The organism is Flavobacterium chungangense LMG 26729 (assembly GCF_000735715.2).
In the GTDB taxonomy this organism is placed as follows: Bacteria; Bacteroidota; Bacteroidia; order Flavobacteriales; family Flavobacteriaceae; genus Flavobacterium; species Flavobacterium chungangense.
Genome location: NZ_JASY01000002.1, coordinates 566,273 through 584,725, shown reverse-complemented (window position 1 = coordinate 584,725; position 18,453 = coordinate 566,273). Strand labels below are relative to the sequence as shown.

Genomic DNA, 18,453 nt, shown 5'->3' with positions numbered 1-18,453 from the left:
TTTTCTGTTTTTTGTTTTTTTTGAATTCAAAAATCTGAAATCTACAATCTAAATTCTTAAATCTTCTATCCTTTATCAGACAATCTCAAAATATCTCCAAAAACTCCTCTTGCTGTAACCGCTGAACCTGCACCGGCTCCCTGAATTACAATTGGTCGGTCTCCATAAGATTCTGTATAAATTTCGAAGAAAGAATCAGAACCTTTTAATCCGCCAAGGGCAGTATCTGATGGTACTGAAACTAATTTTACTTCCAGATTTCCTTTGTCATTCTGCAAATCTCCTGATAATTCACCAATGTATCTTAACACGTGATTTGATTTTTGTGCCGCTTTTATTTCATCATAAATTGGATCAAACTCTTTTAATTTAGTTAAGAAATCTGAAACATTTCCTTCACGTAAATGTTCCGGAATTAAGTTCTGAATGGAAATTTCTTCAAATTCATTCTGCAAATCTAATTCTCTTGCCAAAATCAATAATTTTCTTCCTACATCATTTCCGCATAAATCCTCACGCGGGTCTGGTTCAGTATAACCATTATCAATTGCCTCTTGTAAAATTTCACTAAACGGAACATCTTTAGCAGAGAAATTATTGAACAAATAACTCAGGGTGCCAGAGAAAACGCCTTTTATTTTAGTGATATTTTCGCCTGAAAGGTGTAATAATTTTATGGTATCAATTAATGGTAAACCTGCACCAACATTGGTTTCGTACAAATAATTCTTTTGATTTTCAGCCAGAACTTTTCTTAATTCTTTATAAAAACCATAACTCAACGTATTGGCAACTTTATTCGAAGAAATCAAATCGAAACTGCTTTCTGCAAGTTTAATATAGTTCTCTACGAATGCAGCACTTGCTGTATTATCAATTGCAATCAGGTTTTCTAAATGGTATTTGTCTGCATAGTCAATAATATCCTGAATCGTATAATCAAGTCCTCTGTTTTGGATTTCATTTTTCCAGTCAGAAGTCACGCCGTTTTTGTTTAAAATCAGTTTTTTAGAATTCGCAATTGCAAAAACGTTCAGCTTAATATCTTTACGCTTTTCAATCGCTGAAGCAGACTCTAAAATCTGATTAATCAAAGTTCCACCTACTAATCCGTGACCAAAAACAGCGATATTGATTTTCTTGGAAACGCCAAAAATCTCACCATGAATTACATTTAAAGCTTTATTCAGCTCCGATTTTTTAACGACCAAACTCACGTTTTTACCCGTAACCGTGTTGTTAAATAATATCGGAACAATTTTATTTTTGATTAAAGCGGTGTATGGTTTATGAAAAGTGCTCAAATCCTGACCAATAATCGAAATAACCGAAACATTGTCTGTTACTGTAATCTGGTTTACATCTTTAGAATAAAAATCATTTTCGAATTCTTTCTCCAGTTCAACCATTGCTGTTGTCGCTTTATCAGTAGCAACCACAAGTCCAATTCCTCTTTCTGAAGAACCCTGCGAAATAATACTTACACTGATATTGTGATCACCCATTACTTTGAAAATTCGTGCATCAACTCCTGCTTTTCCAAGTAATCCACGGCCTTCCAGGTTTAGTAACGAAACGTTTTCAAGAACTGAAAGCGTTTTAATACCTTCTTTTGCAGCATCTGAAGTGATTAAAGTACCGCGATTTTCATGGTTGAACGTATTTAAAATTCGAAGTGGAATATTTTTTTCCAACAAAGGAATAATAGTTTTGGCATGCAAAATTGTTGCACCAAAATTAGCTAATTCATTTGCTTCGTTAAACGATAAATATTCAATTTTTTTAGCATCCGCAACTAAATCCGGATTTGCGGTATAAATTCCGTCAACGTGTGTAAAGTTTTGTAATTCTTCAGCATTTAAATAATTAGCAATTAAAGAAGCGGTATAATTACTACCGTTTCTTCCTAATGTTGTTGTGTCGTTGTTGTTGTTTGAACCAATGAAACCAGTTATGATATTAACGGTTGAACCATTATGTTCTTTAAAATAATTGACAACGTTTTTCTTAGAAAGCTGTTCCAAGGGCTGAGCATCACCAAATTTAGAATCTGTTTTCAGCAATTCTCTTGAATCAGTGAAATTAGCAGGAATCCCTTTTTCGATTAAAATAGCAGTCAATAATTTCGCCGAAAGCAATTCGCCTTTAGATAAAATCTGATCTTTAATTTTATTGCTGTAATCACCAATCAGGCTTACTCCTTCATAAAGTTTATCCAGAATAGTAAACTCTTCAGACAAATCAACCTGAGGATAATCTGAAACCTGATAGGTTTTGAAATTTTCTAATAATCGTTTGTAATCACCATTTTTAGCAGCAATTTTTAAAATATATTCTAATTCATCTGTAGCATTTCCTCTTGCCGAAACTACTACAGCAATTTTTTCGCCCTGATTTACTTTCTCGGCGATAATAGAGACCACTTTGTTAAGCCCTTCTCCGTTTGATAATGATTTACCTCCAAATTTTAATATTTTCATTTTATCTTTTATTATTTTCTGCTAAAAAATAGCAGCTAGTAAATTATCTAATTGTTTGTACTCGATTAAAAAAGCGTCATGTCCGTGTACCGAATTTATTTCGCTGTAAAAAACATTGTCTTTGAACTTTTTTAATTCCTGAAACGTTTCCTGATTTTCCTTTGGTGTAAAAAACAAATCCGAATCGATTGCGATAATATGGATATCAGCTTTAGTTTTTAGCATTAAAGTTTTAAAATCTTCCCCGTTTCTGGTAATATCTATTGTTTTGAGCAACTGGTTCATCAATTTATAAGATGTCAATTGATATCTCTTTTGTAATTTATCTCCGTGGTGTGCCAGCCAGCTTTCTATATTAAAAATTAAAAGATCCTGATTAATGGTTCTTTGAAATTTCTCCTTGAATGATTCCGGCGAACGGTAACACAACATGGCATGAATTCGGGCATCTTCGATAGGTTTTGATGAATTATTCAGGATTTGTTCCTGTAAAAAACAATTCGCAATCATCCAGTCTGTCGATTTCCAGTCGGTTGCAATCGGAATTAAATGTTGTGTGATGTTTGGTGCCAATGCCATCATTTCCCAAGCAATTCCTCCGCCTACCGAACCTCCGATAATCGCATACAACTCCTCAATTTGCAAAGTTTCTATTCCCTTCAAAAAAATTCGGGCAACATCTCTTGCCGTGAAATCCTGATAATTTTCGATACTAAAAGAATCGCTTCCGTTACCCGGAACATTAAATGCTAAAACGGAATATTTAGTAGTGTCGATTGTTTTTCCTTCACCAATTAAATCATTCCACCAGCCATTTTCTCCGGTAACCTGTGCATTTCCTGTTAATGCATGATTGACCAAAACAACAGGAGCACTGTGCAATGGTAAACCAAAAAGTGCAAAACTTAAGGGCAACGAATTATATAAGGCACCACTTTCGGTAGTGAAATTTTGTAATATGATAGGGTTTGGTATACTTTCCAATTTCAAATCTTTTATTTTTTTGATTTGTATATGGAAATATTAGAAAGAAAGTCTAGAACGAAACTAGAAAAACTCTTTTTGTTATCTTTCCACGTTGGGCGTGGTAGAATGCAGCACCTTCTTCGCTTTACCGAAGGGTTGCTAAGGATTCATCGGGTCTAATCCCTCGTCCTTTCTTTATAACATTTCAATACGTTTCTGAACTTAACGGTGCAAATTAACTACTATTTTCTTAAACAAACAAATTTATCTGACGAGATTCTTTTGTTTATTAACTATATCACAAACAAAAACTATTATACGCAAAAAATTACCGAACAAAATTGCCCAGTAAAATTAAGCAGGATATTACCTATTTGAAATGCTTTTTGATTTAGATGAAAAGCGTTTCATTTTCTTTAGAATACATTAAAAACAATAAAGAGTCAGGATTTTTCTTTTCTCTTTTATTATCCGTTTCATTAATTCCGAATCTTGGATGTATCAATTCATTTTTTGGCGGCGGATTATTTCTTTTAGCCCTGATGTTTTTTAATGTAGAAAACGTTTTTGTTAAATAGTTCAAAGTGCTCATGATATTAGTGTTTAGTTTGTTTATTTATATCTAATTATTTCTCTCTTTTTATTAAGTCCTTTAAAACAAAAAACCCTTTTGGTTTCAGATGCCAAAAGGGTTTAAGTTGTTTTAACTTACTATACTTTTGGAATCAACAGACGCATACGCGAATAGATGCGACATTGAACATCTTGTTCATCTGTAGGGACTTGTTCATCTGTGATTTATTTGTTATTTTAAAAAATTCTATCATTTGTCATCTAAATTAAAAAAGCCTCTCAAAATATTTTGGGAGGCTTTGCTATATTGATATTGTTCTTACAATTTTTAAGCAATAGACACCCCAACGGTTTCTTTCGAAATGGCGCAAAACATTTTATAGGAATTAAACATATCTTCAGTAGTTTTTGGGTTTAACAAATATGCGAAAGTTTTTTTTATTTACCAAATAAAAACGGGCAAAATCAATTTAAAAACAATATTTTAACGTTAAAAACATCTTACAAAAATTACAACGATTGAAATACACGTCAAAACTTACAAAATCATGCATGAATTATTGAACTTCTCCATCATCAGTCTTTCAAAGAACATTTTTTCGTTGAATCATTTTTAAGTGCTATCGAAAAATTGGGTTCAAAAAAAAAATCACCTTTGGTAAATGCATACCAGAGGTAATTTTTCAAACAAAAAACAAAAAAACTTTAATTTTTATTAAAGACCGTATTGTGCGATTTGGCAACATTTGCAAAAACTGTTTTCAAATCATCAATTAAATCTTCGATATCTTCAATCCCAACAGAAAGGCGGATTAAATCTTTTGAAACACCTGTTTCCAGCTGCTCCTGTTCTGTCAGTTGCTGATGTGTTGTACTGGCCGGATGAATAATAAGCGATTTGGTATCCCCAATATTAGCCAAAAGCGAGAACAGTTTAGTTTCATCAACAACTTGTTTCGCTGCTTCATAACCTCCCTGCAAACCAAAGGTAATCACTCCACTTTGACCTTCAGGCAAATATTCCTGAGCTAAATCATAATATTTATTCGATTTTAAACCCGGATAATTTACCCAGACCACCTGATCTTGTTTCTCTAGCCATTCTGCTAAGGCTAAAGCATTTTCACTGTGTTTTTTAATTCGGATTGGCAGGGTTTCCAGTCCCTGAATAATCTGAAAGGCGTTAAACGGACTCAAAGCTGCACCAAAGTCACGTAATCCTTCAATTCTTGCTTTAGCGATGAAGGCAGCATTACCCAGCGCTTCATAATAGATCAACCCGTGATATCCGAGTGAAGGTTCTGTAAATTCAGGGAATTTTCCGTTAGACCAGTCAAAAGTTCCGGCATCGATAATAACACCTCCCAATGAAGTACCGTTTCCTGAAAGATATTTAGTCAGTGAATGAATTACAATATTTGCCCCATGCTCAATTGGATTTAACAAATAAGGTGTTGCAACAGTATTATCTACAATAAAAGGCACTTTAAAGTTTTGGGCTTCTGCCGAAATCGCTTTCAAATCCAAAACATCTAATTTTGGATTTCCTAAAGATTCTACAAAAAAGGCTCTGGTATTTTCTTTTGCCGCTTTTGTAAAATTTTCTGCTTTTGAAGGATCTACAAAAGTGGTTGTAATTCCTAAACGAGGCAAAGTGACTTTTAAAAGATTATAGGTACCTCCGTACAAACTATTTGAAGCCACAATATGATCCCCAGACTTTAGCAAGGTTAACAATGTAGTAGAAATTGCCGCTGTTCCCGAGGCTGTTACAACAGCTCCAATTCCACCTTCAAGCGAAGCCAGCCTTTGTTCTAATACGTCATTAGTAGGGTTGTTTAATCTTGTATAAATAAATCCGGCTTCAACCAAACCAAATAAATTGGCTGCATGGTCAGAATTATTAAAAACATACGATGATGTCTGGTAAATTGGCACCGCTCTGGTTCCTGCATTTTTAGTTACGTCGTGTCCTGCGTGTAGTGCGTTTGTTGCAAATTTTAGTGTGCTCATGATTTCTTAGTTTTTAAGTATTAATACTATTCTTATTTTTTTATTATTGAAATTATTTCTGTTTAGATAAAAAGGTTTCCGTTTTCTGCAGCATACATTTGCGAAAGCAGAGAAATGGTTTTGTCTGCATGCAATCTGCTTTTTAAGATATTCTGCTTTATTTTTTGATGTTGAATTGAACCGATACTATTTTTCGGAGCAAATTTTCTTAAGATTCTATATAGTGTTTTCATGATTTTAATTTTGGAATAAAAAAAGCCCTTTTGTATGGCTACCAAAAGGGCTTATAGCTAGGAACTATAACAAAGATTTATCTTTCACTTTTGGTAACAGCAATTTGAGTTGCACATTCGCATCATCTTACAACACATCATTTCTCTTCTTTTTATTGCTTTCATTATTATTAAATTTAAGTTGTTTTTTTAAATTCGACTAATTTGATAGGATAAATATAATAACTATTTTTTTAAACACCAAATTTAAAATTGATATTTACTATTAAAATTTTTCAATTTATTATTTTACAGATAATTATAACTTAAAATTTTTCCTTAAAATTACATCAGATATCCGTTTTCATATCCGATGTAAAACTTTAAATTAGAATTTAAAACTCAACCGGGCAAAACCAAATCTTCCATTCAATCCAAATTGAGACACCGCTCTTGAATAAGCAAACTGATTCGCATTAGTTAAATCTGTACTTGGTGAACCTAATGTTGGCGTTGTATTTGTAAAGGCAGGCGTTGCAGGGTTATTCCTGTCAGGATAAACATCTCCTATATTATTAAATCCAACTGTAGCTCTGAAACGTTCATTGATCTGATAACCAAAAGACAAATCTGTAACTACTTTTGCGCTGTATTCAGGGTGTTCGTAAACAGAAGAAAATCCATCCAGATTCACATCAGTTGCTCCCGGATCTGTAACTTTTCCAAAGTAACTGTTTCGCAAATAAATGTCCAGTTTCTTTATACTAAAAGTCGTCATTAAATTAGCTTTTAACTTCGGAATTGCTTCTTCTAGATAAATTCGGCTTGACTCCGGAAAAAACGAATATTTAAACGTTTCACCACCAGCATTTATAATAGATTCCGGCACATTTAAATCACCTACTCTTTTAGTTTCGTTATAGCTTAAAGCAAAATCATTTCTGATAATAAAATCCGGTATTACATCATATTTATGAGAAACTACTACATCAATTCCTTTTGTTTCAGAATCGATTCCGTTTGTCCAGAAGGATGCTCTTTCTACGGCTTTCAAATCAAAAGCCTGCTGAAATAATGTCAACGCTTCAGCTTGTCCCTGAGATGTTGCGGCTGCTATCTGCGCATCTGTTGGTCTTGAATATTGTCCTGACAAAACTACCCTGTCGTTAATTCTTGTAAAGTATGCATCAGTCGCAATAGTTATGTTTGCATCAGGGATTTTAAATGTGAATCCTGTGCTTATACTTTTGGATTTTTCTGGTTTCAGGCTTTCTACTCCAATACTTTTTGCAGCCTGAGAATCATTTGTAAAATATCCTACCTGATATGGAGATCCGCTGATGAACAAGGTAGAACTTGCTTCAAAATATTTTTGCTGTAATGATGGCGCCCTAAAACCAGTTTGCCCTGAAATTCTCCAGTTTATATAATTATTTAGTTTTAAAAGTGATGCTAATTTAAAAGTCACTGTATTTCCAAAATCAGAATAATTTTCATATCGTGCTGCACCGTTTAAAAGCCAGTTTTCTGTTGGGTTTAATTCTAAATCAATATAAGCTGCTGCACTTTTTCTATCCTTTTCTTTAGCATCTGAAGGTTGAAATCCTGAAAACCCCTGGGCTCCCGCACCTCTTTTGTTTCCAAAAAAATCTGTTACAATTAATGGTGAATTGCTTGGTAAAATTCCCGAAACCAAATCCCCATTTACATCATACAGACCATAAGAAGCTTCCTCACCTGCTTTAATCTGGTAATTTTCATATCTGAATTCTCCTCCAAAAGCTACATTTAATCCCGCCAGGACATCATATTTTCTACTAAAATCTAAATTTGTCGTACTTTGTAAAAAAGAAACTTTTCCAGCATCAAAACTTGTTGGAGAATTTACTCCCAAAGTCGCATTTATGGTATTATTTACATCATACTGAAAAGAATTTGTTCCCAGATTAGTACTCAAATCTGTATCAAAACCAAATATTTCTGTAGTAATTCCAAGTGCAGCCGAAGCATCTGTTATTTTAGATTCAATTTCCGGCAAAAAGCCATTTTGATAAACTTGCGTAAAAGTACTTCCACCATTTGGCAATCTGTTAAAAGCATACGACTGACCATTTCTATAAGAGAATCCACCAAAAGAATACAAGGAAGTATTTTCTGTTAATGAATATTTGGCATTATAATAAGCTTGTCCAGAAACCAGTTCTGACTGTCCCACACTCATGTTGTAATCACTTCTTTCCTGACCTCTATAGGCTAGCTCATTATTAGTTACATCAAAACTTAACGCTGATTGTAACTGCGTGATTGTAGTTGCTGATGCAATAGCATTTTGTTGCGCAGTTGTAAAATAACTTACCTCTGGTGCATATTGCTGCAGAGTACTAATAATTTGTGCCGAATTTGGAGTATTACTAATATTACTGAACAACGAATTGATTTCAACGCCATTTTGCGCTGCTCTGTTTTCGACAGCATTGTATGCGTTAAAAATATTGTTGTTTCTAATTCCTGCCCTGCTGGTTGCCTGTCTGGTTACAGCACTACCTGTTATATTTAGAAAACTTCCTTCTTTGCCCAAAGAAGTTCCGTAATTTAAATCCACCTGTAACGTTTCTCCATCAGCACCACCCTTAAAATTATTCGATCCTGACGACAAATTAGCCCCATATTGAATGTTCCCTGAAATATAATTGGCATTCTTTTTAAGTACGATATTAATAACCCCTGCAATCGCATCAGAACCATATTGTGCCGCAGCACCATCTCGTAAAACCTCGATTCTTTCGATAGCAAAAGACGGAATTGCATTTAAATCCGTTCCAACAGATCCCCTTCCCGGTGAACCGTTTATGTTTACCAAAGCACTTGTATGTCTGCGTTTTCCATTTACTAAAATCAAAACCTGATCTGGGCCTAATCCTCTTAATTGCGCAGGATCAACGTGATCTGTAGCATCTGCAGTAGAAGTTGCATTACTCGTAAAAGAAGGTGCAACATAATTTAAAATTTGAGTTATACTGGTTTGCGGAGCTCCTTTTGTTATTTCAGAGATATTAAAGACATCTACAGGAACAGGTACATCTGTTTTTACCCTATTTTTACTTCTCGATCCCACAATAGTAACTTCAGATAATTCATTATTTTTTAAACTATCCTGCTCCTTAGTATTTTCCTGAGCATAAAGTCCTGAAAATGTCACAAGACCTAAAACGATTAATACATTTTTCTTCATTTCTTTTTTACTGATTAATTAGGGTTTTGGTTTTAATAAAAATCTTACACGTTTCATTTTTGAACAAAAAAAACCTCTGCGGTTTGCAGAGGTTCTATTTAATATATTTTTGAAAAATAATTACAACAGCGTCTCTGCGGAAAACTCCGGCATCTTACAAGACATCATATTGCAAACTATAAATTTCATTTCTTTGTTATTTTAACGAGGCAAAGTTGCAAACTATTTTTTAATCGACCAAACAAAAAAGAAAATAATTTCTATTACCCTATCAATTTAATATGATACTGTTAAATTTCTCTTCAAAAAAATAAAAAAAGTTGAACTTTAATTTGCAAATCAAAATGGTTTCATACCTTTGCACGCGAAAACAGAGGAAAAATTTGAACTGATTGCAACCTCTTCATAATGAAATGGTTCGTTATGGATACTGAAAAATTGATTTCGGTAGTAAAAAATGCTAAAGCAGAAACTCTTCTTTAGCATTTTTCAGCAATTATTTTCCTCGCTTAATTTTAATTTAATACATTATTATGGCTTATTTATTTACGTCAGAATCTGTTAGTGAAGGGCATCCAGACAAAGTTGCAGATCAAATTTCGGATGCATTAATTGATAATTTTCTGGCATTTGACGCTGACTCAAAAGTAGCTTGTGAAACATTGGTTACAACTGGTCAGGTGATTTTAGCAGGTGAAGTAAAATCGAATACTTATCTTGATGTACAACAAATTGCACGTGAGGTAATCCGTAAAATCGGATATACTAAAAGTGAATATATGTTTGAAGCAAACTCTTGTGGAATTTTATCAGCGATTCACGAACAATCTGCAGATATTAATCAGGGAGTAGACAGAGCTAAGCCAGAAGAGCAAGGAGCAGGAGATCAGGGAATGATGTTTGGTTACGCTACAAACGAAACTGAAAACTACATGCCTTTGGCTCTTGATTTATCTCATAAATTATTGCAGGAGTTAGCGATTTTAAGACGTGAAAACAACGAAATCACGTATTTACGTCCAGATGCAAAATCTCAGGTTACTTTAGAATACAGTGATGATAACAAACCAACTCGTATTGATGCGATTGTTATCTCAACTCAACATGATGATTTTGATGAAGAAGCTACGATGTTAGCGAAAATCAAAAAAGATATTATCGAAATTTTGATTCCAAGAATTATTGCTAAAAACCCAACGCACGCACATTTATTCAACGATAAAATCAACTACCATATTAACCCAACAGGAAAATTCGTTATTGGAGGACCTCATGGAGATACTGGTTTAACGGGAAGAAAAATTATCGTTGATACTTATGGTGGAAAAGGTGCTCACGGTGGTGGTGCATTCTCCGGAAAAGACCCAAGTAAAGTTGACAGAAGTGCTGCTTATGCTACACGTCATATCGCTAAAAACTTAGTTGCTGCAGGTGTTGCCGACGAAATCTTAGTTCAGGTTTCTTATGCAATTGGAGTTGCTCAGCCAATGGGTATTTTCATTGAAACTTACGGAACTTCAAAAGTAAACTTAACGAATGGTGAAATCGCTAAAAAAGTAGAAGCTATTTTTGATATGCGTCCTTACTTTATCGAGCAACGTTTAAAATTAAGAAACCCTATCTATAGCGAAACTGCCGCTTACGGACACATGGGACGTAAACCGGAAACTGTAACTAAAACTTTCTCTGCTCCGGGCGGAAACGAAAAAACAGTTACCGTAGAATTGTTTACATGGGAAAAACTTGATTTTGTTGATCAGGTAAAAGCTGCATTTGGACTCTAATTTAGAACATTAGACTAACTTAGATTGTTAGATTTTTGACAACTACTTTATTCTTAAATATACAAAAACCCGATTTCTTGATTTGAAATCGGGTTTTTTATTTTATCAAAAAGTGTTTTTATCTTTCTAATTTGACATTTGGTAATGTTTTAGGACGATTGGCATCGTTTGATAAAATCCATCCTGTTCGGTACATCCACTCTGTCATTTTACGCAGTTTTACATAATCAATATTTTCAGATTCGTCCATTGGAGTATGATATTCGCTATGTAAAACACTTGTAAAGAACACAGCTGGAATCCCTTTGCGGGCATAAGGCAAATGATCTGAACGGAAGTAAAAATACTCCGGATGTTCCGGTCGGTCCCAAAGTTTATCCAAATCAAATTTTGGTCCTTCCTCATTTGCTTTTTTTGCAATTGCTACCAAATCGGATGAATTTTCATGAGGTGAACTTGACCCTAATAATGCTGCCTGATTTACATTGTTTCTTCCAATCATATCACCATTTAAAACAGCGATAATATCTTTTTCAGGAACAGTTGGATGCGATGCATACCAGCTGGAACCTAACAAACCTCTCTCTTCAGAACCATGAAAAACAAACAAAGCTGTTCTTTTCCCCGGTTGTTTTTTATACGCTCTTGCAATTGCCAGCATCGCCACACAAGTACTTGCATTATCATCGGCACCATTGTAAATCGAATCCTGTCCGTATTTTTGCCTTACACCGTCATGATCCTGATGTCCGCTAAAAAGTACATACTCATTTTTAAGCTTCGCATCTGTTCCTTCAATTTTTCCAACCACATTTACAGATGGATATTTATACGTTTCAGAAACCACTTCTGTAGATAATAAATCTTTAGTGGTTTTTAAATATTCTAACTGATCCTTATGCAGCCAAAATGCAGGCATTCTTGGAGGCACTGGTATTTTATCCCTGAAACCTTCAATCCCATAAACCCCTCTTGTCATCTGCGGTTCGACTTGTGACCAGCTTTGTTCTCCTAAATCATCAGCTACAAGTATAAGTGCTGCAGCCCCTTTTGAAAGTAATAAATCATAATATTTTTGCTTCACCAGACCTGGGTAACGTCTGTCAAAAAGAGAAATTTCATCTGAAATACCTTCTTTAGAAGCTAAGATAACAACAGCTTTTCCTTTAATATCAGCTTTTTGTATTTCAGCATTAGTGGCTGCTCCTAAATAAAGCAATGGAGCCTCAACCTTACTATTTGTTGTTTCAGCTACTAAAACCTCACTCCATAATTTATAAGATTTCTGACCAATTTTAAACTTTGTATTTGCTGTAACCTGATGCCTGTACAAATCAAAAAACTGAAAATACGTTCCGTCATCACCTGCGGGAGCCATTCCGGCTTCTTTGGCTTTGTTGGCCAGCCACATCGATACTTTAAGTTCATCTAAAGTTCCTGCTTCACGACCATTAAAATGATCGCCGGCCATTTGGTACATATCAGTTCTGAGATCTTTTTCTGTAATTGCAGAAACTAATGGCTTTTTAATTGCCTGTGAAAACATCACACTGCCGGAAGCAATTAAAAGGAAGATTAATTTATTTTTCATATTCTTTAATTTAATATCCCAAACTTAGTAATTTATAAAGATAAAAAACCGATTTATGGTCAAAAAATTGCTAAAAATGTAACAATTAAACTAAGAACAACATTTTTATTTTATAAGATTAAGGTGATGATAAAAATAAAAAAATGAGATTCAAAAAAAGCCTTTGAATAGTAATTTCCAAAGGCTCTTTCTATTGAAAAGGAAGCTTCGACTCCGCTCAGCCTGACACTTTAATTTCATTAACGCTATTATTTTTAATAAAATACTACAAATTATACTTCATCGAAAAAATAATATATCGTGGCTGAACCGTATATTGAGAAACTCGTGTAGAAAACTGTGAGAAGTTGTCATCGTTAAGATTTCTGGTATTTAGCAAATTGGTGGCCGCTATTTTATACTCCCATTGACTGTTCTTTTTTTGATAAATTAAACTGGCACTTAAAAAATCATATTCGTTATCAACAGACTTGTTTCCGTTGTAATAATGATAGAATTCGTATTCTGAAACAAATGAAAAGCTGTCTAAGAAATAATAATCTAATTTTGCAAACGGTTTATCGGTATAAAAAGTTGAGCCGCTGTATTTGTTGATCAGCATATTATAACCAAACTCAATATTGGGCATATTTTTATAATTTGTAGAAGCTTTTACGGTATAACTTTGCGTAAAACTCTCTGTTGTTGCCGGTTCTCCATTTTGTCTATTATTGAATTTTGACCAATTAAGGTTTGCACTTGCCGAAGCTTTGTAATTCTTTAAAAATGAACGGCCATAACTTCCCAATCCTGAAAAAGTTTCATCTGCCAAATTAGAATTATAAGGGTTTGACTCCTGATTGATTCCGATAAATTTTGCTTCGGTTTTAATAGCATCTACTTTTCTGGTATAGGTTGCATTTGCAAAAATGTTCTCAAAATTGAACATATTATATTTAAAATAACGAAGTGAATGCACCTGTGAAGTAGCATTTTCTAATGAGCGATCTCCGCGGAACAAACTGCTGTAATCTGACAAAACATAACCTTCAGCCAATTGATTGATATCTGTAAAATCATTCGTCAGGGAAAAATTATAGGTCAGGGTTTCTGATTTTTTGATTTGATACAGAGCAAAGAAATCCGGCAATACTTTTGTGAAATTCTGCGAATAATCTGTACCTGATTGTGTGTTTGTCATTGTATACGAATGCAGGCTGACACCGGGTGTCAAGGTAAATTTACCAGCCAGAATCTTATAATGGAGTCCCAAAAAAGTATCATTAAAATTATAGTTTACATCATTATTATTAGTCGAACCGTTCAGGTCATTTTTATCTCCGTTATCCAGAATCTGAAAAATATGCGAGTTGAAATTTTGGTATGAATATGTATTTCCTAATGTTATATTGATGTTGCTTTTGGGTGTTACCATGTAATAGTAATCCAGTTTGGCATCCACTTTATTAGTTTTTACAAAACGATCCTGATTTAGATCATTTCTTTGCTGACCTGGAGTATAACCTAACAAATTAAAAGGCTGTGTACGTAGATTAGCATTATAAAAAGGATTTTCATCCTGATATAAATGCTGCATTTCAAAAGCAAAAATATTTTTGTCGCTTTGCGTATAATACAAACTCAAATTTTGATTTATAGAAGTAGGATTTTGTTTTTTAGCTGTAAAAATAGTTTCTGAACCTGCAATATTATTAACTACCTGTTCACGCAGCAAATCTGTATCTTCATTCTGTTTTGTCAGCTTAGTTAAAATATCATAATCGAATTGAAATTTATCATTCGGTTTATAAGTCGAGCTTAATTTAAAAAGCCCCAGATTATTTTTTTGATGAGTCTCTTCATCCCTTTTCTGCTGATCTCCAGAACCTAAATAGGTAGTTTGGGATTTGGTTTCTAAATCGGTTTTTGAAGTTGAAAGAATTCCGAAACCGCTTATATTCCATGCTTTATTAACCGAATAAGCAAAATTGGTAGCTCCAAACTTCGTTTCAATTTCCTTTGCCCTGTTATTCCTTAAAAGTGATATTCCTACGTCATTCGAAGAAATATTAAAATTGCTTCCACCCTTTTTCATCATATTTTTAAATCCGCCTGTGAATTTAAAATAATCCTGGGCTGTCATTGGCAATTCTCCAATGTTATTAAAATTTGTAATTAGATTAATACTGTATTTTGGACTGTAATAAAACAATTTCGGATTGATAACGTAACGGCTGTCAAGCTCTGCAACACCAATCCCTGCAGTGACATCACCAAACCAGAAGTTCTTTTTTCCTTCTTTCAGCTTAATGTTCATCGCCACATTGTCCTGATCATTTTCAAGACCTTTTAAAGCGCTGACCTCGTTATAATTTCTTAAAACCTGAATTTTATCTATTGCATCGGCAGGAATATTTTTAACACCTAATTTGGTATCCCCGTCAAAAAAATCTTTACCTTCTACCATTAATTTGCTAACCTTTTTCCCTTCTACTTCAATCTCGCCATCGGCATTTACCTCAACTCCCGGCAATTTTTTCAGCACATCTTCCAGTTTTCTTTCTGTTCCGGATTTAAAAGAATCTGCATTATATACAATGGTATCACCCTTTATAGAAACCGGCATTTCACGGACAATCTCAACTCCTTCAAGCTCGATCCCTACATCATCCATGACAATGTTCTGAGCTATATTTTCGGTTTTAGTTGTGATTTGAATTTCTTTCGATTTCATACCGAGGTAACTAATCTTTACGAGATATGCGGTATTGGGTTTCAAAGTCAATTGAAACTTTCCTTTATCGTTCGTGATACCATAAGAATCCATTGCTTTTGTGGCTGAATTAACCGCCATAATATTGGCCATTTCCAAAGGATTTTTTTGCCCGTCCTGAATAAAACCATCAAAACGAACACTTTGGGAAAAGCAGATAGAAGTAAATAAAAAAACGAAAAAACAGAGAATTTTATACATTAAAAAAATGATTAGGATAAATAAATTTTAAGATTTAGACGTTTTATCTCCCCATTGGCGGCGGTCCTCCGGCACGTCCACGATTCATTTCTCTAAACTCTTTCATTTTTTTTACTACTGTTTCATCATATTCTTTCTGAGAAATTTCTTTTCCTTTTGTTGGTTCTTTTATGTCAGCCTTTTCTTTGGCATTCAAGACTATTTTTGAACATAAAATGGTTGTCGTTCCATCATTAACCTCTAAAATCAGACCAGGTAGTCCCCAATAATTCTCAGGACCCTGATTAATTGGAATTTCTGGCGAATACCAGGCTGTTACAACTATTTCCTTTGGAATTTCAAAATTGTCTTCGAAGTTGGTTTTCTTATCTGTAGATTCTTTTTTATCATTCTTATCATTCACCTCTTTATCGTCTTCCTTTTTAGGTTTCAAATTTCTAAAATCGGTTTTACTAGCTTCTTTTACTGCAGTTGCTTTATAACAATTATAACCTCCAATTTGTTTGGTTTCAGATTCTAATTTCCAGTTTAATTTTGGCAGCGAATCTTTGACCAAAAATTCTTTTCCCATAAACTCTTTATCTACTGTATAGGTCTTATTTTTTACATCTTTATAAAAAGTTCCTCCACCGCCCATCATTGAGCTTATCATCATTCTCATTCCACTGCCTTGTTGTCCCGGAGCCTCTAATTTTTCTTCTTCTTTATAAATAGACGCCGCTTTATTGAAGTTTAAAATAAATGTCTTTTCCAGCATTTTTTTCATCCTTTCTTCCATGTTTTTTTGCATTTCGGGGGTAATGTCACGATTGCCGCGCATTCCTTCAAATTTTGGCGCCTGGGTTTTTGACTCGTAAACGGCCATTCCCTGAAAATCTTTCTGAGCCTGTACCTGACTAAAAGCAAGTACTAAAAGCAAATAATATGATAATTTTTTCATTGTTCTTTTTTAAAATTGGGTAAATCCGATAAAACTTACATTCAAATGTATTACTATTTTTAAAATGCAGAAAATTAAATATATCAATACTGATAAGGTATAGACAAAATTGCCTATTAATTAGACTATTAGATTCCGGAAACGTTTAAAATCAAATATTGCCTAAAAATCAATTTTAAACCTCCTAATACTGTAGTTTTTTGTAATTTGGCTTTCAGAAAACCAATTGAAATGAGAAAAACTGCACGCAAAATTTTATGTATACTTTTTATTGCCTGTAATTTCTCTTTTGTCTTAGCTCAAAATCAGAAGATAGCCTCAACACCGGATTCACATTTTACTATTGATGCTGACGTTTTTTTAGGCTATGATTCTTTTGGATTTTCGTACCAGATTAAAGACAATGTTTTTAGCAAAATAAAAGGAAAGGAAATCTTTGAGTACAAAAATGTTTCGTTGGGGAAAATCACCAGAGCAGATATCGTGAATCCGCTTAAAATAGTTTTGTATTACGAGGATTTTAACAGTGTCGTTTTGCTGGACAATCAGTTGAATAAAATTACAGAAATCAATTTTTCTCAAAATAATATTCCTATCGTGGTTACGGCAATTGGCATGTCAACCCAAAATCAATTATGGGTTTTTAATTCGCTGAATCAGCAAATTGGCCTTTTTGATTATTTAAAAAACGAATACAAAACAGTCTCAACTCCTTTAACGGAAAATATCCAATTTTACCAAACCGATTTTAATACTTTTTATTGGATTGATGAAAAAAACAATTGGTTCTCCTGTGATATATTTGGCAAAACAAGCTCTTTAGGAAAAGTTTCTGACTTTGATAAAATACTGATTTTAAGCCCTAAGCAATACATTTTTAGCAAAGCTGGTTTGTTGTATTTTAAAGACATTCATAAGGATGGATCTGAAACCGTTTCTGAAATTGGAATTCCTGAAAAATCATTAAACAAATTCTATTACAAAGACCAAATTTTATCTATTTTTACAGCCAAAGAAATTACCAATTATAAAATCGTAATACCGTAATGCACATAGCAATAGCAGGAAATATAGGCGCAGGAAAAACAACTTTAACTAAATTACTGGCCAAGCATTTTAAATGGGAACCCCATTATGAAGATGTTGTTGACAACCCGTATCTGGATGATTTTTACCATCAGATGGAACGCTGGTCATTTAATTTGCAGATTTATTTCTTAAACAGCAGATTCCGTCAGGTGCAGCAAATTCGTGAAAGCGGAAAAAAAATCATTCAGGACAGAACGATTTACGAAGATGCTTATATTTTTGCTCCCAACTTGTATTCTATGGGTTTAATGACAAGCCGTGATTTTGAAAATTATACATCCTTATTTGAATTAATGGAATCGTTGGTTAAAGCTCCTGATTTATTGATTTATTTAAGAAGTTCTATACCAAATTTGGTGGGACAGATTCACAAACGCGGACGCGATTACGAAAACTCTATTTCAATTGATTACTTAAGCCGACTGAACGAAAGATACGAAGCCTGGGTTCAGACGTACACAAAAGGGAAACTATTGATTATTGATGTTGATAATATTAATTTTGTTGACAACCCTGAAGATTTAGGAAACATCATTAATAGAATTGATGCTGAACTGAATGGATTGTTTTAGAATATATTCTTTAAAAACATAAAATGCCTCTGAAATTTTGGAGGCATT

Annotated in this window: 12 protein-coding genes and 1 riboswitch; of the genes, 3 read left to right on the top strand and 9 right to left on the bottom strand. The window is 33.8% G+C overall.

From position 1 onward, the window contains the following. Window positions 1-65: 65 nt before the first annotated feature. From thrA to JE46_RS05710, 6 genes are all read right to left on the bottom strand, one after another. Complete coding sequence (thrA, locus tag JE46_RS05730) at window positions 66-2,480, bottom strand: bifunctional aspartate kinase/homoserine dehydrogenase I (RefSeq protein ID WP_031454302.1); 2,415 nt, start codon at window positions 2,478-2,480, stop codon at window positions 66-68. A 21-nt stretch (window positions 2,481-2,501) separates the two neighbouring features. Next, a complete protein-coding gene (locus JE46_RS05725) occupies window positions 2,502-3,464 on the bottom strand; it encodes an alpha/beta fold hydrolase (protein ID WP_236010659.1) in 963 nt (320 codons plus the stop codon). Window positions 3,465-3,542: 78 nt separating this feature from the next. Further along, window positions 3,543-3,650: riboswitch (SAM riboswitch) on the bottom strand. A 187-nt stretch (window positions 3,651-3,837) separates the two neighbouring features. After that, window positions 3,838-4,038, bottom strand: coding sequence for a hypothetical protein (locus JE46_RS05720; RefSeq protein WP_055726140.1), 201 nt, complete (start codon window positions 4,036-4,038; stop codon window positions 3,838-3,840). A 686-nt stretch (window positions 4,039-4,724) separates the two neighbouring features. Next, on the bottom strand, window positions 4,725-6,032 hold the full coding sequence (locus JE46_RS05715; RefSeq protein ID WP_031454299.1) for an O-acetylhomoserine aminocarboxypropyltransferase/cysteine synthase family protein: 1,308 nt from the start codon (window positions 6,030-6,032) through the stop codon (window positions 4,725-4,727). Between the two features lie 62 nt (window positions 6,033-6,094). Further along, complete coding sequence (locus JE46_RS24010; protein ID WP_157505879.1) at window positions 6,095-6,265, bottom strand: hypothetical protein; 171 nt, start codon at window positions 6,263-6,265, stop codon at window positions 6,095-6,097. Between the two features lie 367 nt (window positions 6,266-6,632). Further along, the gene (locus JE46_RS05710) at window positions 6,633-9,476 is read right to left on the bottom strand and encodes a TonB-dependent receptor plug domain-containing protein (RefSeq protein ID WP_031454298.1); all 2,844 of its coding nucleotides are present in this window, start codon (window positions 9,474-9,476) and stop codon (window positions 6,633-6,635) included. A gap of 533 nt (window positions 9,477-10,009) precedes the next feature. Between JE46_RS05710 and metK the strand changes: the two genes are divergently transcribed. After that, complete coding sequence (gene metK, locus JE46_RS05705; protein WP_031454297.1) at window positions 10,010-11,260, top strand: methionine adenosyltransferase; 1,251 nt, start codon at window positions 10,010-10,012, stop codon at window positions 11,258-11,260. 118 nt (window positions 11,261-11,378) lie between these two features. On the opposite strand, the gene JE46_RS05700 is transcribed toward metK, so the two are convergent. The 3 genes from JE46_RS05700 to JE46_RS05690 all read right to left on the bottom strand — a co-directional run bounded on the left by JE46_RS05700 (window position 11,379) and on the right by JE46_RS05690 (window position 16,744). Then, on the bottom strand, window positions 11,379-12,851 hold the full coding sequence (locus tag JE46_RS05700) for a M28 family metallopeptidase (protein ID WP_031454296.1): 1,473 nt from the start codon (window positions 12,849-12,851) through the stop codon (window positions 11,379-11,381). Window positions 12,852-13,116: 265 nt separating this feature from the next. After that, on the bottom strand, window positions 13,117-15,804 hold the full coding sequence (locus JE46_RS05695; protein WP_031454295.1) for a carboxypeptidase-like regulatory domain-containing protein: 2,688 nt from the start codon (window positions 15,802-15,804) through the stop codon (window positions 13,117-13,119). Window positions 15,805-15,847: 43 nt separating this feature from the next. Further along, complete coding sequence (locus JE46_RS05690) at window positions 15,848-16,744, bottom strand: GLPGLI family protein (protein ID WP_031454294.1); 897 nt, start codon at window positions 16,742-16,744, stop codon at window positions 15,848-15,850. 231 nt (window positions 16,745-16,975) lie between these two features. Between JE46_RS05690 and JE46_RS05685 the strand changes: the two genes are divergently transcribed. Together JE46_RS05685 and JE46_RS05680 are read left to right on the top strand one after the other, a co-directional pair. Continuing rightward, entirely contained in the window at window positions 16,976-17,791 is an 816-nt protein-coding gene (locus tag JE46_RS05685) for a hypothetical protein (protein ID WP_031454293.1), read from the top strand. Continuing rightward, on the top strand, window positions 17,791-18,405 hold the full coding sequence (locus JE46_RS05680) for a deoxynucleoside kinase (protein WP_031454292.1): 615 nt from the start codon (window positions 17,791-17,793) through the stop codon (window positions 18,403-18,405). Before JE46_RS05685 ends, JE46_RS05680 begins: the two co-directional genes overlap by 1 nt. The last annotated feature ends 48 nt before the right edge of the window (window positions 18,406-18,453 follow it).